The organism is Metabacillus fastidiosus NBRC 101226, from assembly GCF_001591625.1.
Lineage (GTDB): Bacteria > Bacillota > Bacilli > Bacillales > Bacillaceae > Metabacillus > Metabacillus fastidiosus.
This window is the reverse complement of the sequence record NZ_BCVG01000170.1, coordinates 1-4,974: the sequence shown is the minus strand read 5'-3', so window position 1 is coordinate 4,974 and position 4,974 is coordinate 1. Positions and strand designations below refer to the sequence as shown.

Here is a 4,974-nt window from a genome sequence, read left to right as displayed (position 1 = left end):
AACTAACCATCAGTGGGGGACGTGCAAAACCCCCCACTCATGGAAGTTTCACTTTATATTTATTCAAATAGCCGTCACTTAAAAAAGATAAATGAATAAGATATTTTTTAAAGACAGTTTTATAATTATCATTTTTTAAAAATGAAAGGAATTACAGGAGGTGATTAAAACTGATGAATAAGAAGAACCCAGCTGATTGGACTGGAATAGAAGGTTGGATGGAACAATTCTTTTATGACCCATTTACAAGCTTTCTTGATCAATACACATTCCGGGTCGATTTATTTGAAACGAGCGCGTATTTTATTATTGAAGCAGAGTTAAACGATGTGCAGCTGGACAATATTAAAGTAGAGATTAATAATGAAACATTAAAAATTACAAAAATAATGAAACCTGCGGAAGAAGATATTCAGATAGAAGAATTAAATCGTACAGTCATCCTCCCTTTTTCAATTGAGCAAAAAGAAATTGATGCCCATTATGTAAACGGAATACTGGAAGTGAAAATAGCAAAGGAAAAAAGCTGTTTGCTAAAGCGTAAATCCATCCCCATTCAGGCAAATTAAAAAAATGAAAGCACTTTCTTTTCTTTGTTTGCCTATTATTCTCTTTACATCAAATAAGTACTAGCTCTTAAAAAAATAAAAGATAGTGATCTTCAGCTTTTACGTCCGCTTCTAATCCGCTCGTTTTATGCGACTATCTTCGCTTCTATGGAGAACAATTCATTTATATAATAAATTTTATCAATACAGTAACATCATCAAATACAGATGAAGCGAAGCAATTTTTAAGTATTGTATACTGGTTTTGTTTGATTTTTTCTTTTTTAAATTTTTATAACATATTTTTTAAGTTTATAATTAATTTTTCTGCTATATATGTATCCGTTCTTCCTCAACTAATGGGAATGCTCCATTTTTACGCTCCAAGAAAAGTCTTTATATGTCTATATTTTTTTTAAAACTATGAATATATTCTTTCAAAATCTTTATTAGATGTGGGAATCCCCTTTGGACTATTACACTTTTACTGCCGCCGTGTTACTATAAGATTGAATAATACATAAAGGATGTAAGCATATGAATAAAGCTTATGATATTTTAAAAGAATATTTCGGCTATTCCTCATTCCGGACTGGCCAGGAGAAAATGATTCAACATGTATTAAACGGACATAACTGCTTAGCTATTATGCCTACTGGCGGCGGTAAATCCCTTTGTTATCAGGTTCCGGGACTTTTACTGGAAGGAACAGCACTTATTATTTCACCATTAATATCCCTCATGAAAGACCAAGTCGATGCCCTTCTTTCTAACGGTGTATCCGCCTGCTACATAAATAGTTCATTAACAGTAAGAGAGCAAGAACGCTGTTTAGAGGAAATGGAGGCTGGTGTATACAAATTTGTTTATGTTGCCCCGGAGCGGTTTGAATCAATGGAATTTATCGATACGATTCAAAACATGCCGCTTTCCTTAATCGCATTCGATGAGGCGCACTGTATTTCCCAATGGGGTCACGATTTCCGCCCCAGCTACCGCTCCATCGTACCGAACTTAAAACTACTCCACCACCTGCCAACTATTATGGCATTAACAGCGACAGCGACAGATGATGTAATTACAGATATTTTAGATCTTCTTCATATTTCAGAAGAAGCGGTCGTTAATACCGGATTTTCCCGTGATAATCTCCATTTTAATTTAGTAAAAGGTGTCGATAAGTATGATTTTCTGCTGGAGACGATCGGGTCAAGGAAAACAGAGTCAGGAATTATTTATGCACCAACAAGAAAAACGACCGACCAAGTATATGAATTTTTACGGAAGAAAAACTTTCCGGTCACAAAATATCACGGAGGAATGAGCGAAAAGGATCGAAAAAATGCACAGCTCGCCTTCATAAAAGACGAATCACCAATTATGGTTGCAACGAATGCATTCGGTATGGGAATTGATAAATCAAATGTCAGGTACGTTATTCACTACGGCATGCCGATGAATATTGAATCATACTATCAGGAAGCTGGCCGTGCGGGTCGTGACGGAGAGCCGAGTGACTGCTATTTGCTCGTTTCTGCACAGGATATTCAAATACAGAAATTTTTGATCGAGCAGTCTATTCAAAGCGAAGAGAAAAAGCGGCAGGAATATGAAAAACTTCAGCAAATGACTCATTACTGCCATACGAACCGATGCTTAGCACGTTTTATTTTAGATTACTTTGGGGACTCAGAAGGTCCTGATAATTGCGGGAGATGCAGCAATTGCCTCCAGACGAGTGAAAAGGAAGATATGACCAAAGAAACGCAAATGATTCTTTCCTGTGTCAAACGAATGGGTGAACGTTTCGGTGCTTCATTAACAGCGAAAGTATTAAAAGGTTCAAAAAATAAAAAAGTGCTTGAATTTGATTTTGACAGCTTATCAACATACGGTCTTTTATCTCAGTATAGTGAAAAGGAAATTATGAATCTTATTCAATATTTAGTTGCGGACGGATATTTACTCGTCCAAGATCCTAAATTTCCAACATTAAAGCTTTCCTCCGCTGCCTATCAGGTACTAAAAGGAGAAACGACTGTTATGGTTCAGCTGTTCAAAGAAAAGAAACGAGTGGAGACAGATTTCCATGCTCCTTTATTCGAACAATTGCGAGAACTGCGAAAAAAAATTGCGGATGAAAAAGGTTTTCCTCCATATGTTGTCTTTTCAGATGCTACATTAAAAGAAATGGCAAGGTATTTCCCTAAAACAAAAGAAGAAATGCTGCAAATGAAAGGTCTTGGGGAAAGAAAATTTGATCAGTACGGTGAAATCTTCCTGGAGGAAATTAAACAATATATCGAGGAAAATGGACCTATTGAGACGGGAAATATAGATCGATCTTCTAAACCTGTAAAAAAGGAAGCTGTTGACCGAACACCATCCTATTTAATCTCATATGAAGCTTTTCAAAATGGACAAACGATAAAAGAAATTGCAAAAGAAAGAAATTTCGTTCAGACAACGATTGAAAACCATCTTTTTAAAGCATATAAAGAAGGTCATCCGCTTAATTTTGATGCTCTCTTTAATAATGATGTTGAACAACTTGTGTTAGAGAAACAGAAATTAATAGAAGAACCTGGGCTAAAGCCATTAAAGGAAAGCTTGCCTGATCATATTAGCTATACAATGATAAAAGCTGTATTAGTGAAAAATGAATTAATGTAAAGTGAAGTATAGGAAAATTATTTAAAGGAGGACTATCAGATGTTTAATAAAAAACAGGAAGCTAAAGAAAAAGTGAAGGCAGAGATTTTAATGTCTGGGCAGTCTCTCTCCTTTAAACTTGATGAAAAAGAAACAATTGAATTAATGGAAAAATTAGAAGAAGTATCGTACAACTTTAAAAAATTAGATACGATCAAATTATTTCATCCTGACGGCAGATTAAAATCGATTGTTAATCCTTTACAAATATCAAGGATTTGGTTTTCTTGATAAATAATCCTTTTGAATATAACAAGTAAAGCAAAACGCTTGATTAAAGACATACCCCCAGTAATAAAGCCTTAGCACAACTGGGGGTATATCTCGTTTCTCAAAAAAGTTCTCACTGATAAATATTGATATTAACCATCATTCTTCTACAATATAAATTACTCTTTAACCTGCATCAGATCTTAGTCTACTAAAGTCCAAATTTTTCAGTCGTTCTGTTTCAATAAATATCATTAATTTATCGCCATCATGCCAACACCATTCAAGACTATCATCCGAATCAACTGTTAACAGCGGGAGCCATTCTGCTCCAGGCGTTGGATCATATGCTAGTGTAGAATGAGAAGGATAACCTAGAAGATAGTCCGAGCTTTTATGTAGAGAATCCCGGATTTCGGTGTATATGTCGCTCTGAACTTCATCGAAAGGCCAGTCCTTCAACTGGTATTCGTCATAAGGAATATCTACAGTCGGGGAAAACTCAATCACTGTGGTCTTACCAATATCTGAATGGGGCGGCATTATCGTCTCTAGATTCATCGTTTCAGGAATATAGATACCATGAATATATCCGTCTTCAAACACCTCTAGATAACCATCATCATCATAATTATCATCTGCTACAAAGAGACTTAGGAGGCCTTTCGATGGCAGACTTCTTTCAGTTGAAGCAATTTCTGTGAAATTGATCTGACCAAGGAAGCGATACGGCTTCTTCTCATACGTTGGCCATTCGCTATCAACTGGTAAATCAGGTGCTCCTCCAAAACGGCTACAGCCCAATCGTGGTTCGGCATCTGTATTCCTAAGTATATCAATTGCCGGTCTCAACACTTGAGATAAATACTCTTTATGATTTGCAATATTTGACTGTTCAATCATCTTTAGAAAATTATTCCTATTCATTATATCCTCCCTACTTATGCTTTTCTTTAAATGCGATTTGAATTTTCCCCATATTTAATTATACTTCTACGTGGTTGCGAGACCAATGATTAAACTAATAATGGAAAACACCCCTATGAATATACGTTCTCATTATAGAACATTATTATTATTATTTTTGTAAATATTTAACTTTAATACATAGTTGTGTTAGAAAATGAGATCAATTAGACGTAGCTTTGAAATAAAATTTAATTGAAATAGTGTTATTAACCTTGATAAACGAACAAAAGAAAAGAGTATGTTTTGAAAAAAATTAATAAAAACATACTCTTCTTGTGTTAAATTGAATGTTTCTTTTATAAAAAAGTTTGATCCTCTTTTATTCCTTCTTCTACAAAACATGTTTCTACAAGTAGGGGCGGACAGTTTAATTGACGGAATCTTTGTCTCACGCACCCGTACGTCCTACCCTGGCCACTGATACAATAGGTCCTATATAAAAAAGGTCAACCAATAAAAACTGGTTAACCTTATAATACGAACGCACTCGTTAGTTCAGTAAGAATTTATTTATCCCAGCCTTAACGGGCAGTAA

Annotated in this window: 4 protein-coding genes; 3 read left to right on the top strand and 1 reads right to left on the bottom strand. The window is 35.1% G+C overall.

Features of this window, described 5'->3' with window-relative positions:
* Nucleotides 1-173 precede the first annotated feature (173 nt).
* The 3 genes from BFA01S_RS20770 to BFA01S_RS20760 all read left to right on the top strand — a co-directional run bounded on the left by BFA01S_RS20770 (nt 174) and on the right by BFA01S_RS20760 (nt 3,491).
* Nucleotides 174-569 carry an Hsp20/alpha crystallin family protein gene (locus BFA01S_RS20770; RefSeq protein ID WP_066235435.1) on the top strand — a complete coding sequence of 132 codons (396 nt, stop codon included), beginning with the start codon at nt 174-176 and terminating at the stop codon, nt 567-569.
* A 516-nt stretch (nt 570-1,085) separates the two neighbouring features.
* Nucleotides 1,086-3,221, top strand: coding sequence for a DNA helicase RecQ (gene recQ / locus BFA01S_RS20765; protein WP_066235433.1), 2,136 nt, complete (start codon nt 1,086-1,088; stop codon nt 3,219-3,221).
* A 39-nt stretch (nt 3,222-3,260) separates the two neighbouring features.
* Nucleotides 3,261-3,491, top strand: a complete 231-nt coding sequence (locus tag BFA01S_RS20760) for a hypothetical protein (protein WP_066235431.1) — start codon at nt 3,261-3,263, stop codon at nt 3,489-3,491.
* Nucleotides 3,492-3,656: 165 nt separating this feature from the next.
* Here BFA01S_RS20760 and BFA01S_RS20755 read toward each other — a convergent pair whose 3' ends face one another.
* Nucleotides 3,657-4,397, bottom strand: a complete 741-nt coding sequence (locus BFA01S_RS20755) for a YwqG family protein (RefSeq protein WP_066235429.1) — start codon at nt 4,395-4,397, stop codon at nt 3,657-3,659.
* Nucleotides 4,398-4,974: the final 577 nt, after the last annotated feature.